At 64.5% G+C, this 17,068-nt stretch carries 17 protein-coding genes; 7 read left to right on the forward strand and 10 right to left on the reverse strand.

Features of this window, described 5'->3' with window-relative positions; all coding sequences use genetic code 11:
• Nucleotides 1-2: 2 nt before the first annotated feature.
• Nucleotides 3-386: an META domain-containing protein gene (locus JWJ88_RS13525; protein ID WP_205296315.1), complete on the forward strand. Its 384-nt coding sequence runs from the start codon at nt 3-5 to the stop codon at nt 384-386.
• Here the strand turns inward: JWJ88_RS13525 and recO are convergent.
• Nucleotides 358-1,083 (reverse strand): DNA repair protein RecO, encoded by a 726-nt coding sequence (gene recO / locus JWJ88_RS13530; protein WP_205296316.1) that lies wholly within the window; start codon nt 1,081-1,083, stop codon nt 358-360. The two genes, JWJ88_RS13525 and recO, sit on opposite strands and share 29 nt — an antisense overlap.
• Before the next feature lie 63 nt (nt 1,084-1,146).
• On the opposite strand from recO, the gene ade reads away from it, so the two are divergent.
• The gene (gene ade, locus JWJ88_RS13535) at nt 1,147-2,934 is read left to right on the forward strand and encodes an adenine deaminase (protein WP_240200318.1); all 1,788 of its coding nucleotides are present in this window, start codon (nt 1,147-1,149) and stop codon (nt 2,932-2,934) included.
• 45 nt (nt 2,935-2,979) lie between these two features.
• On the opposite strand, the gene recF is transcribed toward ade, so the two are convergent.
• The 6 genes from recF to mutM all read right to left on the reverse strand — a co-directional run bounded on the left by recF (nt 2,980) and on the right by mutM (nt 9,284).
• Nucleotides 2,980-4,062, reverse strand: a complete 1,083-nt coding sequence (gene recF / locus JWJ88_RS13540; protein ID WP_205296318.1) for a DNA replication/repair protein RecF — start codon at nt 4,060-4,062, stop codon at nt 2,980-2,982.
• The gene (gene dnaN, locus JWJ88_RS13545) at nt 4,059-5,177 is read right to left on the reverse strand and encodes a DNA polymerase III subunit beta (RefSeq protein WP_205296319.1); all 1,119 of its coding nucleotides are present in this window, start codon (nt 5,175-5,177) and stop codon (nt 4,059-4,061) included. The genes recF and dnaN overlap by 4 nt, the downstream gene beginning before the upstream one ends.
• Before the next feature lie 92 nt (nt 5,178-5,269).
• Complete coding sequence (gene dnaA / locus JWJ88_RS13550) at nt 5,270-6,613, reverse strand: chromosomal replication initiator protein DnaA (protein WP_240200319.1); 1,344 nt, start codon at nt 6,611-6,613, stop codon at nt 5,270-5,272.
• 507 nt (nt 6,614-7,120) lie between these two features.
• Complete coding sequence (gene rpsT, locus JWJ88_RS13555; RefSeq protein ID WP_205296321.1) at nt 7,121-7,390, reverse strand: 30S ribosomal protein S20; 270 nt, start codon at nt 7,388-7,390, stop codon at nt 7,121-7,123.
• Nucleotides 7,391-7,541: 151 nt separating this feature from the next.
• Nucleotides 7,542-8,318: an enoyl-CoA hydratase gene (locus tag JWJ88_RS13560; RefSeq protein ID WP_205296322.1), complete on the reverse strand. Its 777-nt coding sequence runs from the start codon at nt 8,316-8,318 to the stop codon at nt 7,542-7,544.
• A 120-nt stretch (nt 8,319-8,438) separates the two neighbouring features.
• The gene (gene mutM / locus JWJ88_RS13565; RefSeq protein ID WP_205296323.1) at nt 8,439-9,284 is read right to left on the reverse strand and encodes a bifunctional DNA-formamidopyrimidine glycosylase/DNA-(apurinic or apyrimidinic site) lyase; all 846 of its coding nucleotides are present in this window, start codon (nt 9,282-9,284) and stop codon (nt 8,439-8,441) included.
• 99 nt (nt 9,285-9,383) lie between these two features.
• On the opposite strand from mutM, the gene ubiE reads away from it, so the two are divergent.
• From ubiE to JWJ88_RS13585, 4 genes are all read left to right on the forward strand, one after another.
• Nucleotides 9,384-10,136 carry a bifunctional demethylmenaquinone methyltransferase/2-methoxy-6-polyprenyl-1,4-benzoquinol methylase UbiE gene (gene ubiE / locus JWJ88_RS13570; RefSeq protein WP_205296324.1) on the forward strand — a complete coding sequence of 251 codons (753 nt, stop codon included), beginning with the start codon at nt 9,384-9,386 and terminating at the stop codon, nt 10,134-10,136.
• Nucleotide 10,137: 1 nt separating this feature from the next.
• Nucleotides 10,138-11,673 (forward strand): 2-polyprenylphenol 6-hydroxylase, encoded by a 1,536-nt coding sequence (gene ubiB, locus JWJ88_RS13575; protein ID WP_205296325.1) that lies wholly within the window; start codon nt 10,138-10,140, stop codon nt 11,671-11,673.
• 67 nt (nt 11,674-11,740) lie between these two features.
• On the forward strand, nt 11,741-12,559 hold the full coding sequence (locus JWJ88_RS13580; protein WP_205296326.1) for a TIGR00282 family metallophosphoesterase: 819 nt from the start codon (nt 11,741-11,743) through the stop codon (nt 12,557-12,559).
• Nucleotides 12,560-12,658: 99 nt separating this feature from the next.
• Complete coding sequence (locus JWJ88_RS13585) at nt 12,659-14,437, forward strand: SLC13 family permease (protein ID WP_205296327.1); 1,779 nt, start codon at nt 12,659-12,661, stop codon at nt 14,435-14,437.
• 3 nt (nt 14,438-14,440) lie between these two features.
• Here the strand turns inward: JWJ88_RS13585 and JWJ88_RS13590 are convergent, their stop codons facing one another.
• The 3 genes from JWJ88_RS13590 to JWJ88_RS13600 form a co-directional block, all read right to left on the reverse strand.
• The gene (locus JWJ88_RS13590; RefSeq protein ID WP_205296328.1) at nt 14,441-15,274 is read right to left on the reverse strand and encodes a lysophospholipid acyltransferase family protein; all 834 of its coding nucleotides are present in this window, start codon (nt 15,272-15,274) and stop codon (nt 14,441-14,443) included.
• A complete protein-coding gene (locus JWJ88_RS13595; protein ID WP_205296329.1) occupies nt 15,271-16,050 on the reverse strand; it encodes a GNAT family N-acetyltransferase in 780 nt (259 codons plus the stop codon). Before JWJ88_RS13595 ends, JWJ88_RS13590 begins: the two co-directional genes overlap by 4 nt.
• 138 nt (nt 16,051-16,188) lie before the next feature.
• A complete protein-coding gene (locus JWJ88_RS13600; RefSeq protein ID WP_205296330.1) occupies nt 16,189-16,368 on the reverse strand; it encodes a DUF3553 domain-containing protein in 180 nt (59 codons plus the stop codon).
• Between the two features lie 41 nt (nt 16,369-16,409).
• Between JWJ88_RS13600 and JWJ88_RS13605 the strand changes: the two genes are divergently transcribed.
• A complete protein-coding gene (locus JWJ88_RS13605) occupies nt 16,410-17,066 on the forward strand; it encodes a histidine phosphotransferase family protein (RefSeq protein WP_205296331.1) in 657 nt (218 codons plus the stop codon).
• The last annotated feature ends 2 nt before the right edge of the window (nt 17,067-17,068 follow it).

Below are 17,068 nucleotides of genomic sequence, written 5' to 3' on the forward strand. Positions count from 1 at the left end.
AGATGCGTAAATACCTGCTGATTCTGCCGCTGGTGCTGGCTGCCTGCACGCCGGATTCCGAGGCTGCGGCCCCGATTCCCGGCGATTACGAGTTGATCGCCGTGGAAGGGGTCGAGGTCTTGGGCCAGCCTACGCTGCGGATTGCCGAGGATGGGGCGGTTTTCGGGCAGGGGCCTTGCAACATGTTTACCGGCCAGAACCGCGCCACGCTGCCAGCGCTGGATCTTAGCGCCTTGGCCACGACCCGCCGCGCCTGCCTGCAAGAGGGTGGCGAGCATGCCTTTTTCCAGGCGCTCGGCGCAGCGCGAGAGGCAAAGCGCGAGGGCGAGGAACTGATCATGACCGGCCCGGATGTCACTATCCGCTGGCGGGCCGTGACGCAGTAAGCCGCGCCACCAGCCGTGCGCGGGCGGGAGGCAGGGGCTTGCCTACATGCGTTTCGGCAAGTCGGGATTGCAGAAAGTGGCCGGTCAGGGCCAGCGCTTCCTCGATCCCGCCATTGCTGCGCCCGCCCAGCATTGCGGGCAGGGGCAGCAACCTTGGCGCCCAATCCCCTGCGGCCTGCGCGCTGACTGCCCGGCCCGTGCGCGGGCTGACATAGGCCAAGCCTTCGCGCATGCCCGTTACGGCGCAGCTTTCCAGATCAAGACCGAAGCCCAGCTCATCCAGCAGTCGCATTTCCCAATGCAGATAGGCTTCGGCCCAATCGGCCCCCGCGTCCATCAGGTCCAGCAGTATCTCGGTCGCATCGGCAAGGCGGGGGTGCGGATCACGCTCGGGCAGGGCGAAAAGCAGCAGCGAGGTGACGGCATTCACCCCTGCCAGCGCATCCGCCCCCGCGATCAGACCCGGCCGCGCCCGCGCCGGCTCGACGGCGAATGTGCCCAGTTGATCCTCCAGCCGTGCGCGCCAACGCAGGCTGAGCCGGTTGCCCGGTTGCAGCATGGCCGCGCGTCTGGCGCTGGCGCCGCCCGGCACAAGGCCACGGATCAGCCCCGCCTCGCGCGACAGCACGGACAGGATCACGGCATTTTCGCCGTGCCGGTGCAGGGTCATCACGCTGGCCTCGCCGCTCCATTCCATCGCGCCGCCTTTCCTTTCGCGTCACCCTGCCGCAATCTGGGGGTCATGAACAAGGAGACAGGCATGTTGAGATCGTGGACCCTTTCGCAGGCGCGTCTGGTCGAGGTGGCAGCGGGGCGTGCGCCGGCCGATCTGGTGATCCGGGACGGGCAATGGGTCAACGTCCACACGCGCGAGGTCATCGCCGGTATCGACATTGCCGTAGCCGATGGCCGCGTGGCCTATGTCGGTCCCGATGCAGGGCCATCCATCGGGCCGGAGACGCAGGTGATTGAAGCCGAGGGCCGCTTTATGGTTCCCGGCCTGATCGACGCGCATATGCATGTCGAATCGGGGATGCTGACGCCCGCCGGTTTTGCTGCTGCCGTCATCCCGCACGGCACCACGACGATCTTTCACGACCCACACGAGATCGCCAATGTGCTTGGCCTTGAAGGCGTGCGGCTGATGCGCGACGAATCGCTGCTGCAACCGATCAGCATGTTCACCCAGATGCCCAGTTGCGCGCCCTCGGCCCCGGGGTTGGAGACGACCGGCCAGCCGATTACCGAGGGCGAGGTGGCGCAGGCCATGGGCTGGGAAGGAATCGTCGGGCTGGGCGAGATGATGAACTTTCCCGGCGTTGCGGCGGGTGATCGGCAGATGCTGGCCGAGATCGCCGCAACCCGGGCGGCGGGCAAGACCGTTGGCGGCCATTATGCCAGCCCTGATCTGGGCCGGCCCTTTCATGCCTATGTCGCAGGCGGTGCCGCGGACGATCACGAGACCACGACCGAGGCGCAGGGTATCGCCCGCGTGCGGCAGGGCATGGGCTGCATGATGCGCCTGGGCTCGGCCTGGTATGATGTGGCCAGTCAGATCACCGCCATTACCGAAAAGGGCCTCGATCCGCGCTTCTTCATTCTTTGCACCGACGACAGCCATTCCGGCACGCTGGTCCACGACGGGCATATGAACCGCGTGGTGCGCCACGCCATCGACTGCGGTTGTGATCCACTGGTCGCGATCCAGATGGCGACGATCAATGCCGCCAGCCATTTCGGGCTGGAGCGCGAACTGGGCAGCATTACCCCGGGGCGGCGGGCGGATGTAATCCTGTCCTCGGACCTCAGGGCGCTGCCTGTCGAGACGGTGATTGCCCAAGGGCGGCTGGTGGCCGAACAGGGCCGGCTGCTGGTCGATTGCCCGCGTATCGACTGGCCCGAAACGGCGCGCAGTTCGGTGTGTCTGGGCCGGGTGCTGTCCGGCAAGGATTTTGCCGCGCGCGCCACGGGCGAAAGCAGGGGCGACAGCGCAAAGGTGTGGGTGATCGGTGTGGTCGAGAATCAGGCCCCGACCAAGGCGCTGACCGCCGACCTGCCGATCCGGGACGGTGTGATCGAGGGGCGGGACGACATTTGCCATATCGCGCTGGTCGAGCGGCATCGCGGCACGGGTGGGGTGGTGAACGGCTTTGTGTCGGGCTTTGGTTATCGGGGCCGGGTGGCGGTGGCCTCGACAGTGGCGCATGACAGCCATCACATGATCGTCGTCGGGACCGACCGTGACAGCATGGCTGCTGCGGCCAATCATCTGGGGGCGATCGGCGGCGGCGTCACCGTGTTCCGTGACGCAGAGGAGCTGGCGACGGTGGCCCTGCCCATCGCCGGCCTGATGTCCGATCTTCCGGCCGAAGAGGTGGCCGAGGCGGCGCAAGGCATCGTCAAGGCGATGCAGGATTGCGGCTGCATGTTGAATAACGCCTATATGCAGCACTCTCTGCTGGCGCTGGTGGTGATACCGGAACTGCGAATCTCGGACCTGGGCATCGTCGATGTGACCCGATTCGAACTTGTGGACCTGCTGGTCTAGCTTGCCCATGCCAAAGCGCCCGCCCGACAGGTGCTTCTCTGTTGTTCAAATACCCATCGTGCTGCGGCGCGAGGTATCGCCCTCGCGCGCGACCGCGACGAACTGCGCCCGCCCGCGCAATGCCTCGAACAACTCCGGCCCGGTGCCTGTCAGCCAGACCTGCGCGCTGAGTGCGCAGATCTCGTCATAAAGCGCCGCACGGCGGTCGGCGTCCAGATGAGCCGCGACCTCGTCCAGCAGCAGCACCGGGCGTTCCTCGACCAGCGCCCGGGCGTTGGCGAGGATCAGCGACAACAGCAACGCCTTTTGCTCGCCGGTCGAGCTGAGCGCAGCGGGCATCGCCTGCGGTCCCCAATGCGCGCCAAGATCGGCGCGATGCGGTCCGGTCAGCGTGCGGCCTGCCGCCATATCGCGGCCGCGCCCCTCGGCCAGACGGGTCGCGATACTTTCCGGGTCGGGATCGTCGGAAAAGCCCTCGCCCGGCAACAGCGTCAGGCCGGCCGAGGGAAAGGCGGTTTCGGCCCCGTCTTGCGCCGCGGTGATCCGGGCAATGGCGTCAAGGCGGTTGCGGGTCAGCGCCGCGCCCATATCCGCCATCTGCGCCTCCAGTGCGCGATACCAGCCGGCGTCGCGCTCCTCGTCCCGCAGCAGGCGGTTGCGTTCGCGCATGGCCTTTTCATAACCCAGCGCATCCTCGGCATGGCCGGGGATAAAGCTCAGCGTCACGCGGTCAAGAAACCGCCGCCGCTGCTCCGGCGCGTCGGTCCACAGCCGATCCATCGCCGGGGTCAGCCAAATCACCCGCATCAGCCGGCCCAGTGCAAGCTGTGTCGAGGGCTTGTCGTCGATCATCACCTCGCGCGGCTGGCCGGGCAGGGCACGGGTCAGCACGTGGCGCGCGCCGATCTCGGCGCGGATCTGCCAGCCGAGTTCCGGCCCTCTGCGGGCCTGATCGCCGGGGGCGGCGCCGCGCATGCCCCGGCCGGGCGACAGCATCGAGATGGCTTCAAGGATATTGGTCTTGCCGGCCCCGTTCGGCCCATGGATGGCGACGGGTTGGCGGTCGGCTTCGATCTCGAGTCTGGACCAGCTGCGAAACTGGGTCAGGTGCAGGCGTGTCAGCGTCACACGCGCATAGGCATGACCACATAGACGGCGGTCGTGTCGCCACCCTCGCGGATCAGCGCCGCATCACCCGAGCCATTGAACAGGAAGACGGCGTTCTCGCGTTCTATCTGGCTGGCGATCTCATGCAGGTATTTGGCGTTGAAGCCGATCTCCAGCGGTTCGTCGGCATAGGCCACCGGCAGTTCCTCGTCTGCCGCGCCCGCGTCGGGGGCGTTCACGGACAGCACCAGACGATCTTCGTCCAGCGCCAGCTTGACGGCGCGCGAACGCTCGCTGCTGACGGTCGCAACCCGATCGACTGCCTTGGCGAAATCGCCGGCATCGACCTCGAGCTTACGGGTGTTGCCCGAGGGAATCACCCGGCTGTAATCGGGGAAAGTGCCGTCGATCACCTTGGAGGTCAGGGTGATGGTGGGGGTTGCGAAACGCACTTTCGTCTCGCTGACCGAAACTGCGATCTCGGCCTCGTCATCGTCCAGAAGCTTGCGCAATTCGGCCACGGTTTTGCGCGGCACGATCACCCCGGGCATGTCCTCGGCACCCGGCGGCAGGGCTGCGTCGATCCGTGCCAGGCGGTGGCCATCGGTGGCCACGCAGCGCAGGCTGGGCCCATCTTCGGATTGCGCGACATGCATATAGACGCCGTTCAGGTAATAGCGCGTCTCTTCGTTCGAGATGGCGAATTTCGACTTGTCGAACAGCCGCCGCAGCACGGCCGCAGGGGCGGTGAAATTCGCGCTGTATTCCGATGACGACATGACCGGAAAATCCTCGCGCGGCAGCGTGGCGAGGTTGAAGTTCGACCGGCCGGCCTGCACCGACAACCGCCCCGACGCAGCGTCAAGGCTAAGCTGCACCAGCGACCCGTCGGGCAGCTTGCGCGCGATGTCGTTCAGCATCCCGGCAGAAACGGTGGTGGCGCCGGGCCGCTCGACCTGCGCGTTCGCGCGATCCACGATTTCGGTGTCGAGGTCGGTCGCGCGAAAGCTGACACCCTCAGGCGTGGCCTCGATCAGCACGTTGGCAAGGATCGGAATGGTGTTGCGGCGTTCGACCACGGACTGGGCCTGAGATACGGCTTTCACCAGATCGGCGCGTTCGATCGAGAATTTCATGGTCAACCCTTATGTCGTTCCGGCCTCAACTCGTACCCTGCGGCGCGGGGCGCCAATGTGGCACAATCACGCGCAAGGTCAAGCACATGCGTTCAGGCTTCAAGAAGGCGGCGCAGCAGGTCGATATCCTCGGCCAGACTACGGTCCGAGCCGCGCAATTCCTCGATCTTTTTCACCCCATGCATGATGGTGGTGTGATCGCGCCCGCCGAAACGGCGCCCGATCTCGGGCAGGCTGCGCGAGGTCATCTGCTTGGCCAGATACATGGCGATTTGCCGCGGCCGGGCGACGATGCGCACGCGCTTGGGCCCGATCATATCGGCCAGACGGATGTTGTAATGTTCCGCCACCTTGCGCTGGATCTCTTCGATAGAGACCTTGCGGTCATTGGCGCGCAGGATATCGGCCAGGCACTCCTGGGTCATGTCCAGCGTGATCTCGCGCCCCATCAGGCTGGCAAAGGCAAACAGCCGCTGCAGCGCGCCTTCCAGCACGCGGACATTCGAGGTGATGCGATGGGCCAGAAACTCCAGCACGCCCGGCGCGATCTGCAGGCCGGGATATTGCGTACGGAAACTGTCGGTCTTGCTTTGCAGGATGCCAAGGCGCAGCTCGTAGTCGGTTGGGTGAAGGTCCACGACAAGGCCGCATTGCAGGCGCGACTTGATACGCTCTTCCATATCCTTGATCTCGCCCGGCGCGCGGTCGGCCGAGATGACGATTTGCTTGCCCTGATCGACCAGCGTATTGAAAGTATGGAAGAATTCCTCTTGCGTGGAATCCTTGCCCGCGATGAATTGCACGTCATCGACCATCAGCACCGAGACGGTGCGGAACAATTCCTTGAAATCCATCACGGTCCGGTCGCGCAGCGCCTGGACGAAGCGGTACATGAACTGCTCGGCAGACAGGTAGAGCACCCGTGCCTCGGGCTGGCGGATCTGAAGCTCGCGGGCGATGGCGTGCATCAGGTGGGTCTTGCCCAGCCCCACGCCGCCGTAAAGGAACAGCGGGTTGAAAGTGACAGGCCCCCCCTCGGCCACGCGGCGGGCCGCAGCATGGGCCAGTTCGTTCGGCTTGCCGACGACGAAATTCTCGAAGGTAAAGCGGCTGTCCAAGGGCGCGGCCAGTTCTTCCTCGCTGGCCGGGCGCGGGGCAGGGCGCTTGACGGCCGGGGCGGCTGCTTGGCGCGCAGTCTGGCTGCGGGTCTCAAAGCTCAGGCGCTGCACGGGTCCGCCCATGCGGTCCAGCACCTTGACGATGTCGTCGCTGTAATGACGCGACACCCAGTCGGACAGGAATCGGGTCGGACAGGCGATCGTGGCGGTGCCATCCTGCACGCCGGTCAGGCGAAGGGGCTCGATCCAGGTCGAGAAACTGTCGGCTCCGACGATTTTCTGAAGTTCCGCACGCGCCTGCCCCCAAAGTCTTTCCATCTCGCCCAGTTCCGTCTCTTGTCCCGCATTCCGCCGGGATTTTCCGGCGTGTGGCGATTCGGTGCCGCGACCTGGACTCATGACGTTTCGGCAACAAAAGACCCCGGCCGCCAAAGCGACTTGCGGGCCGTGGTGCGGCCGAAACTTGCAGACACGCAGCACAGGCCGGTGGCAGCCGGCTTGCGCATTGTCGGTAGCGGATCTTGTCCGATCCTGCTGCCGCCCTGCCTGTCGGCGGCAGAGCCGACGGTTCAGGGCATGTCCCCCAGGCGCGACGTGAATCGCAGGAAACACGCTAGCAAGAACTGCTGCCGGCCAGCAACTGATCTTCTCGCTTGACAGTCACTTTGCCGGATCGAATCTGGCAGATGGACGACAATGGGATGACAGTGCCAATAACGCTGAAAAGCCAAGGGAAAACCGGGGCTTCCTCATGCAAAAGGGCGCGTCTGGATAGACTGCGCCCTTGGCAAATTCTACTGGCAGTTGCGAAAATGCCGCAGCAACTCAGGCGGTGGCCAGTGCCTTAACCCGCGCGGAAAGCCGCGACATCTTGCGGGCAGCGGTGTTCTTGTGGATGACGCCTTTGGTCACGCCGCGCATCAATTCGGGTTGGGCGTTCTTCAGGGCTTCGCTGGCGACTTCGGCGTTGCCGGTGGCGATAGCTTCCTCGACGCTGCGCAGGAAGGTGCGGATACGCGAGCGGCGGGCTTTGTTGACGGCGGTGCGGCGCTCGATCTGGCGAGCGCGCTTTTTCGACTGGGGCGTATTGGCCATGGGTGCGGTCCTATCTCTTCTTCATGTCTCGGTTGCGCAAAGCCCATAGCCCCGTCCAAAAGCGGACAGATACGATTCTTGCCTTAAGCGGGCCCACGCGCATGTAAGCCCGGCCCTATACATAGGTCCACGCCGAAAGCCAAGCGCGAAATCAACGGTCGCGGAACTGCGGCTCGCGCTTTTCCAGAAAGGCGGCCATTCCTTCTTTCTGATCCTCGGTCGCAAATAAGGCATGGAAATTGCGGCGCTCGAACAGGATCCCTTCGCGCAGCGTGGTTTCATAGGCGCGGTTCACCGCCTCCTTGGCGGCCATGATGGCGATTTGCGATTTCTCGGCAATCCGCTTGGCCGCCGCCAGCGCCTCGGGGATCAGCTTGGCTGCGGGGATCACCCGGCTGACAAGGCCCGAGCGTTCTGCCTCGGCCGCATCCATGAACCGGCCCGTCAGATGCATTTCCATCGACTTCGATTTGCCGACGAAACGGGTCAACCGTTGGGTGCCGCCGATCCCGGCCATGACACCCAGGTTGATCTCGGGTTGGCCGAATTTGGCATTGTCGGCACACAGCATAAAGTCGCAGGCCATGGCCAGCTCGCAACCGCCGCCAAGCGCATAGCCCGCAACGGCGGCGATGATCGGCTTGCGGGTGGCGGTGATGCGGTCGATTTCCGCGCCGAACAGGTCGTCGGTATAGACGTCGACAAAGCTTTTGGTCGCCATTTCCTTGATGTCGGCGCCAGCGGCAAAGGCTTTCTCGCTGCCGGTCAGGACGATGCAGCGGATCTTCTCGTTCTTGTCGGCATCGGCCAGCGCGTCGCCCAGCTCGCCCAGCAACTGCGAGTTCAGCGCATTCAACGCCTCGGGCCGGTTCAGCCGGATCAGCGCCACATAATCGTCGATCTCGACGGTGAGGGTCTGGTAAGCCATCGACTCTTCGCCTTTCGCAAGCAAGTTGACCGCGACTCGTAACAAATGCGTCACTGCATGGCCAGCGCCGCTTCTTTCGTGCCCAAATATCCCGGCCGGAGGCAGCGGCCAGCGGCCGCTTCACTTCTGGCAAAGCGGACAGAAATAGCTCGACCGGCCGGATTGCACGATGCGCTGGACCCTTCCGGCACAGCCCGGCGTAGGGCAGGCGGCATCCTCTCGGCCATAGACGCGAAAGGAGTGCTGGAAATACCCAAGCTCGCCGGTCGCCTGCCGATGATCGCGCAGGGACGACCCGCCGGCCGCGATGGCCTCTTCCAACACATCGCGGACATGGCCGACCAGTGCCGCGATCTCATCGGGCGCGATCTGCCCGGCCAGCCGCCGCGGGTCGATTCCGGCGCGGTGTAGTGCCTCCGAGACATAGATATTGCCCAGCCCCGCAACGATCCGCTGGTCCAGCAGCGCCGCCTTGACCGGCATGCGCCGCCCGGCGAATGCGCGCGACAGCACCTCTGGCGTGAAGGCGTCGGATAAGGGTTCGGGTCCCAGATGCGCCAGCAGTGGATGCGTCGCACCCGGAGCCACCAGATCGACCATGCCGAATCGCCGCGCGTCGTTGAAGGTGATGCGTGTCCCCTGATCGGTCCAGAATACCACATGGTCGTGGCGCGGCAGGATGGCCGGCTCGCGATGAAACTCCCCCTGCGATTCCCCCTCGATCAGCATCCGACCCGACATGCCCAGATGCAAAAGCAGGCTGCCCCGATCTTCCAGGTCGGCGAGGATGTATTTGGAGCGACGGCGCAGCGCCACCACCCGCGCGCCGGTCAGCACCTGCACCAGATCGGGCGGTAAGGGCCAGCGCAGGTCTGGGCGGCGGGCCTCGGCGCGGGTGATGACCCGCCCTTCAAGATGCGGCTGAAGGCCGCGTCGGACGGTTTCGACCTCTGGCAGTTCTGGCATTTTCTTCCCGTTCGTCGCATGGTGCGGCCCGCGTCGTTGCTATGGCGCGCGGTGCGCTTTCGGACTATCTGGGCGCGAAACGACGGATGGACAAGCAACATGACCCCTGACGAGCCAAACGAAACCCATTTCGGCTTTCGCACCGTGGCCGAAAAGGACAAGGCCGGGCTGGTTCATGGTGTCTTCTCGCGCGTGGCCTCGCGCTATGACGTGATGAACGACCTTATGAGTGCGGGCGTCCACCGTGTCTGGAAGACGGCGATGATGGATTGGCTGGCCCCACGCGATGGCCAGCACCTTCTGGATGTGGCAGGCGGCACCGGCGATATCGCCTTTCGGTTCCTGGAGCGCGCCTCGGGTGCCCGCGTCACCGTTTGCGACATGACCGAATCGATGCTGGTCGAAGGCCGCAAACGCGCCGAGGCCGACAGACTGGCCGACCGCCTTGGCTGGGTCACCGGCGATGCGATGCAACTGCCCTTCGCCGACAACAGCTTTGATCGCTATACGATCAGCTTCGGCATCCGCAACGTCACCCGTATCCCGGATGCGCTGGCCGAAGCGCGGCGCGTGCTGCGCCCCGGCGGGCGGTTGATGGTTCTGGAATTCAGCCAGATGCCGGTGCCGATGCTGCAATGGCTTTACGATCGCTATTCCTTCAACGTGATCCCGGTCATGGGGCAGATCGTCGCCAACGACCGCGACAGTTATCAGTATCTGGTCGAATCGATCCGCAAATTCCCCGATCAGGAGTCATTCGCCACCATGATCCGCGAAGCAGGATTTGGCCGCGTGCAATGGCGCAACCTGTCCATGGGTATCGCCGCGCTGCATTCCGGCTGGAAACTTTAGCATGCGCGGACCCCACAACATCTGGCGCCTGATCCGAACCGGCGCGACCTTCGAACGCACCGGCGCGATGAAAGTTGCGCTGGACGCCATGAACGCCCCTGCCCGTATCCGTATCGCGGCGCGGATCCTGGGCTGGCCCTTTGCCTGGCTTGGCTACAAGGGCGATCCGGCCATGCCGCCCGTCACCCGTGCCATCACCGCGCTTGGCCCGGCCTATGTGAAATTCGGGCAGATCCTCTCGACCCGGCCGGACGTGGTGGGGGTGGATCTGGCCAATCAACTTGCCATGCTTCAGGATCGGCTGGCGCCCTTTTCGCAAGAGCAGGCGCGCCGCACCGTTGCTGCGGAACTGGGGCGGCCGGTCGAAACGCTGTTCAGCGAGTTCTCGGAGCCCGTGGCTGCGGCCTCGATCGCGCAGGTCCATCGGGCGCGGCGTCTGGACAACGGGCGCGAGGTCGCGGTCAAGGTGCTGCGCCCCGGCATCGAATCCGCCTTTCGCCGCGATATCGACGCCTTCCATTTCGCTGCCACCATGATCGAGCGGCTTTCGCCCGCCACGCGCCGCCTGCGCCCGCTGGGCGTGGTCAACCACTTCGAATCGGTGGTGGCCGGAGAGCTGGACCTGCGGCTCGAAGCGGCCTCGGCCTCGGAATTCGCCGAGAATACGGCGGGCGACGAAGGCATGGCCGTGCCGGTTCCCTATTGGCACCTCAGCGCCCGGCGCGTGCTGACCACCGACTGGGCCGAGGGCCTGCCGCTGGGCGATGTCGCCGTGCTGCGCGCGGCCGGGCACGACCTGCCCAGGATTGGCGCACGGGTGCTGCAGCTTTTCCTGTGCCATGCGCTGCGCGACGGTTATTTCCACGCCGACATGCATCAGGGTAACATGAAGGTGGCCGCGAACGGCGAAATCATCATCTACGATTTCGGCATCATGGGCGAAATCGACGAATACACCCGCCGCGTCTATGCCGAGATCCTGATGGGCTTTATCCGCCGCGACTATGAGCGGGTGGCGCGGGTGCATTTCGAGGCGGGCTATGTGCCGCGCGACCGGGATATCAAGGAATTCGCCCGTGCCCTGCGCGCGGTGGGCGAGCCGATCTTTGGCGCCGATGCCAGCCGTATCTCTATGGCCAATCTGCTGGCCTATCTGTTCGAAGTCACCGAGCGCTTTGGCATGGCCACCCGGACCGAGCTGATCTTGTTGCAGCGCACCATGGTGGTGGTCGAGGGAGTCGCCCGTTCGCTGGATCCGCAGATCAACATATGGGAGGTCGCACGCCCCGTCGTGGAAAGCTATATCCGCGACAATCTGGGACCCAAGGCCGCAGCGCGCGATCTGACCCGCGCGGTGCAGGTTCTGGGCCGCTTTGCGCCGCTTTTGCCGGAATATCTGGAACGCCGCATGCCCGAGTTGCTGCGCGAAGCGCCGCCCCCGCCCGAGCCGCGCAGACGCTGGGGTTTTGCCGGCGGCATGGCGCTGGGGGCCGTGGTGGCCTTGGCAGGGGCGGCGCTTGGCGCATGGCTGGGATAGGCCTGCGCACCCGCGATCGCTTGTCGGGGCTTGAGCGTGCCCCGGCTTTCGCCTAACGCTGTGGCCCATGCGGATTCTCTATCTTGGCGATGTGATGGGCCGCGCGGGTCGGCGCGCGATTTCAGAGGGGCTTGGCCCGCTCAAAGAGCGGCTGGGCGTGGATTTCACCATCGTGAATGGTGAAAACGCCTCGGGGGGAATGGGGCTGACCGGGGGTCATGCCAAGCTGATCCTCGATTCCGGGGCGGATTGCGTCACGCTGGGCGATCATGCCTTCGACCAGAAAGAGATGCTGTCGTTTATCGAGACAGAGCCGCGCATCATCCGGCCGCTGAATTATTCCAAGGTGGCGCCGGGCCGCGGGGCGCGGGTTTTCGAGGCGACGCGCGGGCGCAAGGTGCTGGTTGCGCAGGTGCTGGGCCAGGTCTTCATGAAACGGCCCTTCGACGATCCGTTTTCGGCCATCGACGCGGTGCTGCGTGCCCATCCGCTGGGTGGGTTGGTGCAGGCCAGCGTCGTCGATATCCATGCCGAGGCGACCAGCGAAAAGATGGCCATGGGTCACTGGTGCGACGGGCGCACAAGCCTTGTCGTCGGCACCCATACCCATGTGCCCACCGCCGATACGATGATTCTGAACCGTGGCACCGCTTATCAAAGCGACGCGGGCATGTGTGGTGACTATGACAGCGTGATCGGCATGGAAAAGGCCGAGCCGCTGCGGCGCTTTCTGACTGGCATGGCCTCGGAACGCTTTACCCCCGCCGAAGGCGAGGCGACGCTGTCGGGGGTGCTGGTGACCACCGACGACCGCAGTGGCAAGGCTGTTGCCGTGGAACCCGTGCGTCAGGGTGGCAGGTTGGCAGCCACGCAGCTTCCCGCCTGAACGGGAAAGATCCCGTGCTTTTGCTTGCGACCGCGTAGGAAATAATTCTATTACCCATCGAAAGAGCCGTGATTTAGCGGCGCCACGGGGCAGGATTGCATGCTGGGCTTTGAGCTGACTGGAAACAATGCAGCATTAGCGATGCTGCTTATCGTGACTGTCATGTTCATCGAGTTTATTCGCGAAAAGCGCCCGCCCGAGGTCGTCGCCATCGGCACCGCCGCGGTGATGATGCTGCTGGGCCTGCTGCCGATCAAGGATGCCGCCAGCGTGCTGTCGAACTCGGCCCCTTGGACCATTGCCTTCATGTTCATGATCATGGGGGGCCTGCTGCGCACCGGCGCGCTGGAGATCATGACCGGTCTGGTGACCAAGCGCGCTGCCTCGCAGCCGATCCTGACCATCTGCCTGACCTTTGGATTCATCATCGTCGCCTCGACCGTGATGAACAATACGCCAGTGGTCGCGGTGATGATCCCGATCCTGATCCAACTGGGGCTGCGGGCGAATATCGCCGCGTCGAAGCTGCTGATTCCGCTTAGCTATATGACGATCCTGTCCGGCATGATCACGCTGATCGGCACCTCGACCAACCTGCTGGTGGATGGGGTGGCGCGCGAACAGGGCATGGCCCCCTTTGGCATTTTCGAGATCGCCCCGGTGGGTATCGCTTTGACCGTGGTGGGCATCATCTATTTCTCCACCATCGGTTGGAGGCTTTTGCCCGACCGCACCTCGCTCGCCGGATTTCTGGGCGCAAGACGCGAGATGAAGTATTTCACCGAGGTCGCCATCCCCGAGGATTCCAGCCTTGTCGGCCAGCCGGTGCTGTCGGCGCCAATCTTCAAGCGCGACGCGGTGCGGGTGATCGACGTGTTGCGCGGCGATGCCTCGCTGCGGCGCAATCTGGCCGAGGTGGCGCTGGAACCCGGCGACCGCGTCGTCTTGCGCTCGGAAATGGCCGATCTGCTGGAAATGCAGGCCAACAAGAACTTCCAGATGGTCGATAAGCTCAGCTCGGTCGCGACCGAGACCGTCGAGGTGCTGATTTCGCCCGGTGCGCGGCTGGTCGGACGGCGTCTGGGGGATATGCGGCTGCGTCGCCGCTATGGCGTCTATGCGCTGGCCGCGCATCGCCGCAGCCAGAACATCGGCCGCCAGCTTGATGATCTGGTGGTGCAAGTGGGCGATACGCTGCTGCTGGAAGGCGCGCCCGAGGATATCGCACGGTTGGCCGCCGACATGGAACTGGTCGATGTCTCGCGCCCCTCGGCCCGGCCTTTCCGGCGCGAGCGCGCGCCTATCGCGATTGTGTGTCTGCTGTCGGTGGTCACGCTTGCGGCGCTGGACGTTGCGCCAATCATGGCGCTGTCCTTCATGGCGGCGGCGACCATCCTGATCACCCGCTGCGTCGATGCCGAAGAGGCCTTTGCCTTTGTCGATGCCCGATTGTTGGCGATGATCTTTGCCATGCTGGCGGTGGGCGAGGCGTTGGAGCATACCGGCGCCGTCAATCTGGTGGTCGATGCGGTGGCGCCCTATCTTGCCGGCCTGCCGCCCTTTGCCACGTTGATCGCGGTTTATTTCCTTGGCCTTTTCATGACCGAGGTGCTGTCGAACAACGCCGTCGCGGTGCTTTTGACGCCGGTGGCCATCGCGCTGGCGAAATCTCTGGGCCACGATCCGCGCGCCTATGTCGTGGCGGTCATGTTTTCGGCCACCGTCGCCTTTGCGACCCCTATCGGCTATCAGACTCATCTAATGGTCTACGGCCCAGGTGGCTATAAGTTCAGCGATTTCATCAAGGTCGGGGTGCCGCTGGATATCATCTGCGGTATCGTGGCTTGTCTGACGATTCCGATCTTTTGGCCGCTTTAGGCGTTAGCCGGCGTCAAAACCTGCGCGGACCTCGGCCTCGGCCATCGCGGCAAGTGTCTTGCGGGACTGGCCCTCGACCGGGATCGGCGGATGTAGCCGCACGGTCACCGCGCCTTGCGGGTGTTGCGCCAGCACCGCCAGCAGATGCGGTCCCAGATCCATGTCGCCCCACCAGCCGTAAAAACGCGGATCGCGGCCGGGGGGCGCTTGATAGGTCGCACTCATCGGCTGGATGGCCAGTCCTTTTGGCAGCACGGGGTCCAGAAAGCCCTGAAACAGCGTCGGTTTAAAGGGTAGCACGCGGCGGCCATCGCTGCTGGTGCCCTCGGGGAAAAACAACAGGCGGTGACCGGCGCGCGTGCGTGCGGCAAATTCCTCGGCCTGCTCGCGGGCAAGGCGGGGGTCCCGGGCGACGAAATGCGTATCGGTCACGCGGGTCAGGATGTTGATGCCCGGCCAGCCCGCCACCTCGGCCTTCGAGACGAAGAACACCGGCTGCGCCGCATTCAGCACAAAGATGTCCAGCCAGCTTGAATGATTCGCCACCACCGCGCCGGGACCCAGCATGGGTTGCCCGAGGCAGCGCCACTTCAGCCCCATGATCCGCAGACAGATGCGGCAAACGCCCTGCACCCATGGTCCGGTGACCGGACGACGCGGGCCGGTGAACATCCGCTCGGCAAGGCGAAGCGGCAAGATCAGCAGGACGCCAAGCGCCAGCACCACAACGATGCCGCCACCCCGCAGCAGGACCAGCAGCCAGCCAAGCGTATCGGGGCGTGGAATGGCCGGCGGCGCAACACCGTCGCGCCAGGTCGCGCGGTTGCCCTGGCTCATTGCCCCTGCCGGGTTTCGTAGAACTTGAGGTGCTTTTGCGACATGGCCTTGGTATCGACCATCAGGAATACATCGGTGGTGTTGAACGCGTGGTCCAGCCAGGCGCCTTCGCCCACCACGCCGCCCAGCCGCAGATAAGCCTTGATCAGCGCCGGCATCCCCGCCATGGCGGCGCGGCGATCCAGCTCTTCGGGGGCGATCAGGTCCATCCGGTGATAACCGTCGGGGCGGGCGCGGGGTCGGATCGACTCGGGGGCCAGATGGTGATGATGCAGCCATGACAGCGGTTGCGCCAGCGTCTGCACATCGGTGCCATGGAACGATGCGACGCCGAACAGGATATCAATCCCGCGCGCCAGCACATATTCCGCCAGCGTGTTCCACATCAGGAACATCCCCGAGCCGCCGCGATAGGCCGGATCGACGCAGGACCGGCCCAGTTCAAGCAGCGACCGCCCCGAGGTGCGCAGTGACGTCAGATCATATTCGCTGTCGCAATAGAATCGGCCGAATGTCTCGGCCCGGTCACCGGGGAACAGGCGATAGACGCCCACCACATGATCCAGAGCATCGCGCGAACGCCGGTCGTCCACCAGCACCAGATGATCCACCACCGGGTCGAATTCGTCGCGCTCAAGCCGGTTGCGGTGATCGACCAGCGCGCCGTCGCCGCCCAACTCTTCGACAAAGACGCGATAGCGCAATCGCTGCGCGGCCAGAAGGTCGGCTTCGTCCGTTGCCAGACGGGTTGCGAAATAGGACGTCTCTGGCGTCATCGTTATGGTCCGGAACCCCGCCTGATTTCATCTGGTTCCGTGTCTAGGCGGGGGGGCTGGACATTGCAACCGCAAGCGCGCCGAGCGGCCGTTGCGTGACGTGCTCAATTATAAGTTGAATTAGCCTGAACTATTCGCCTATGAGGGGTCGCCTGCAACCAGTTCAAGATTGATATGTCTGCCATTCACGACCTGTTTGCCCGCATTGGTAAAGTTGATGGTGATACGGTCACCGATGCGGGACTGGACCTGTCCGGTCCCCCACTCGGGCGCGCCGGGATGGCGCACGATCATGCCGGGTTCCAGGATTTCATTCATCTCACGCCCTTTCCGTAAGGCAATATGCAGGCTAATCCCCCATGAACGATCTGACAATCCAACGCCCGTCCAAAGCCCACGGCGTCCCTGCGCCCGAGCGTATGGCCGCTTTGGCCGGCTCGCGGCTTTGCCATGACATCGTTTCGCCACTTGGCGCGATCGGCAACGGACTGGAACTGTTGCAGCTTTCGGGGGACTGGCCGGGGATCGGCCACAGCCCCGAAATGCAGCTTATCGCCGAAAGCGTCGAGGCGGCGCGGGCACGATTGCGCTGGTTTCGCGTGGCTTTTGGCCATGCCGCACCGGACCAGCGGTTAAGCCTGACCGAGCTGGCCGCGCTTTTTGCCGATGCCGAGAAAGCCGGTCGCATCCGCCTGCGGCTTGACGCCGAGGGCGATCTGCCGCGTCCCGAGGCGCGCATGATCCTGCTGGCGCTAATGTGCTTTGAAACCGCCATGCCCTGGGGTGGAAGCGTTCTGGTCTGCCGAGGCGCCCAAGGCTGGCGGCTGGTCGCCGAATGCAGCCGCTCCAAGTCCGACCCGGCATTGTGGTCCTGGCTTGATCCCGATCCGCAGCGTGAGCGCCCCGAGCCCGGCTCTTCCGAGGTGCATTTCCTGTTGCTTGGCAGTTTTGCCCGGGCGGACAATCGCCCGCTTATCTGGGAGCTGGACGAAACCGGGGGTGAGATCTCGTTTTGACC

The sequence above is a fragment of the Paracoccus methylovorus genome, from assembly GCF_016919705.1.
Classification (GTDB): Bacteria; Pseudomonadota; Alphaproteobacteria; order Rhodobacterales; family Rhodobacteraceae; genus Paracoccus; species Paracoccus methylovorus.

Excerpts from the sequence above, each read along its gene's own strand:
- dnaA (WP_240200319.1), bottom strand. The coding sequence starts at position 6,613 with ATGGAAAGACTTTGGGGGCAGGCGCGTGCGGAACTTCAGAAAATCGTC.
- dnaN (WP_205296319.1), bottom strand. The coding sequence starts at position 5,177 with ATGAAATTCTCGATCGAACGCGCCGATCTGGTGAAAGCCGTATCTCAG.
- JWJ88_RS13590 (WP_205296328.1), bottom strand. The coding sequence starts at position 15,274 with ATGAGCCAGGGCAACCGCGCGACCTGGCGCGACGGTGTTGCGCCGCCG.
- JWJ88_RS13525 (WP_205296315.1), top strand. The coding sequence starts at position 3 with ATGCGTAAATACCTGCTGATTCTGCCGCTGGTGCTGGCTGCCTGCACG.
- JWJ88_RS13595 (WP_205296329.1), bottom strand. The coding sequence starts at position 16,050 with ATGACGCCAGAGACGTCCTATTTCGCAACCCGTCTGGCAACGGACGAA.
- JWJ88_RS13585 (WP_205296327.1), top strand. The coding sequence starts at position 12,659 with ATGCTGGGCTTTGAGCTGACTGGAAACAATGCAGCATTAGCGATGCTG.
- JWJ88_RS13560 (WP_205296322.1), bottom strand. The coding sequence starts at position 8,318 with ATGGCTTACCAGACCCTCACCGTCGAGATCGACGATTATGTGGCGCTG.
- JWJ88_RS13600 (WP_205296330.1), bottom strand. The coding sequence starts at position 16,368 with ATGAATGAAATCCTGGAACCCGGCATGATCGTGCGCCATCCCGGCGCG.
- ubiE (WP_205296324.1), top strand. The coding sequence starts at position 9,384 with ATGACCCCTGACGAGCCAAACGAAACCCATTTCGGCTTTCGCACCGTG.
- ade (WP_240200318.1), top strand. The coding sequence starts at position 1,147 with ATGTTGAGATCGTGGACCCTTTCGCAGGCGCGTCTGGTCGAGGTGGCA.
- JWJ88_RS13605 (WP_205296331.1), top strand. The coding sequence starts at position 16,410 with ATGAACGATCTGACAATCCAACGCCCGTCCAAAGCCCACGGCGTCCCT.
- mutM (WP_205296323.1), bottom strand. The coding sequence starts at position 9,284 with ATGCCAGAACTGCCAGAGGTCGAAACCGTCCGACGCGGCCTTCAGCCG.
- JWJ88_RS13580 (WP_205296326.1), top strand. The coding sequence starts at position 11,741 with ATGCGGATTCTCTATCTTGGCGATGTGATGGGCCGCGCGGGTCGGCGC.
- recO (WP_205296316.1), bottom strand. The coding sequence starts at position 1,083 with ATGGAATGGAGCGGCGAGGCCAGCGTGATGACCCTGCACCGGCACGGC.
- ubiB (WP_205296325.1), top strand. The coding sequence starts at position 10,138 with ATGCGCGGACCCCACAACATCTGGCGCCTGATCCGAACCGGCGCGACC.
- rpsT (WP_205296321.1), bottom strand. The coding sequence starts at position 7,390 with ATGGCCAATACGCCCCAGTCGAAAAAGCGCGCTCGCCAGATCGAGCGC.